We start from the raw sequence: 1,151 nt of genomic DNA, 5'->3' as shown, positions 1-1,151 counted from the left end.
ATCATATCCTTTATTTTTCGTCTATATCTTTTGGAAAAATCGGTATTTGTCGTATAGATCTATTTGAAAACCTGCGCTTTCACAAGAACGCTTCGACGATCTTCGCTTACCTCAGCTTTTCTTGTGAAAGCGCATAATTCAAATTTTAAATCTTTTACAGATGAATGGAATAATCATACTGCAGAAATTTGATTGAAAGAATAAACATCACGAGTAATACACCTGTGGCGATCAGCATAATCACGCTGTTCTTCATCGGTATCCGGGCACTTCGTTTCAGTGCTTTTTTCCGATACATAATAAATCCGCGTATTCCGATACAGATTGCACATACAATCACAAATTCAATTAAAATCTGTATTATCGACGATCCCAAAAATGCAATTCCAAGACCACAGATTGCAAAAGAATTTCCAAGAGCACCAAGTCCGTTTGCACCCCAGTCTCTTCCATAAACCCATAAGAAATCTTTTTCCGTAATTCCTTCAAATATAGTAAGCCCGATTCCATATAAGATAAAAAATATGCCGATTCCTTTCACTACATAAGAGGTAACTACAGCGATATCTGCCTCCGGAGGTGACAGATGCGAAAATCCCACAACAAACATTTTTCCAAGTAATATCCATAATATAAGATAGAGAATACTCTTTCCTAAAAATTTTTTATCAATATCTTCCTTCATAATTTGTTCCAACCTCACTTTCCAGGTGTTTTTATCACCATAAAGTATACCTTCATCGATATCGGCAACACTGATATCATCCATGATGATGATTTCACATGTGGCTTTAATTTCTTTTATCTTCTGCTCTTCTTCCTGCAATTCGTTCAGCCTTTTTTCCATCACAGATCTCAGGGATGTTTTGCCATCCAGAACCTCCTGAATATCCGGAACGGACACATTCAGAAGCCGCAGTGTTTTTATCTGCTTCAGTCGTCTGACATCTTCATCTGAATACTCCCGATATCCGTTCATCTTTCTAATCGGATGGATCAGATTTTCTTTCTCGTAATATCGGATATTCACACTCTTTATTCCTGTCACCTGCTCTACTTCTTTTATCAGCATTTGCTTCACCTCTCATAAAAATCATACGCGTATGTCTTTTCTTTCCCAAATCATAGACCCTAAAGTCGCTGTAATGTCA

General features: G+C 37.2%; 1 protein-coding gene. It reads right to left on the bottom strand.

Features of this window, described 5'->3' with window-relative positions:
* Positions 1–154 precede the first annotated feature (154 nt).
* Positions 155–1,072: a MerR family transcriptional regulator gene (locus JQM82_RS15730; RefSeq protein ID WP_235251360.1), complete on the bottom strand. Its 918-nt coding sequence runs from the start codon at positions 1,070–1,072 to the stop codon at positions 155–157.
* Between the last annotated feature and the right edge of the window lie 79 nt (positions 1,073–1,151).

It is taken from the genome of Faecalicatena contorta (genome assembly GCF_021531995.1).
Lineage (GTDB): Bacteria > Bacillota > Clostridia > Lachnospirales > Lachnospiraceae > Dorea_A > Dorea_A contorta_A.
The sequence above is the reverse complement of the archived record's forward strand: the minus strand, read 5'-3'. Positions and strand labels throughout refer to the sequence as shown.

Coding starts and splice junctions, on each gene's coding strand:
- JQM82_RS15730 (WP_235251360.1), bottom strand. CDS start 1,072: ATGCTGATAAAAGAAGTAGAGCAGGTGACAGGAATAAAGAGTGTGAAT.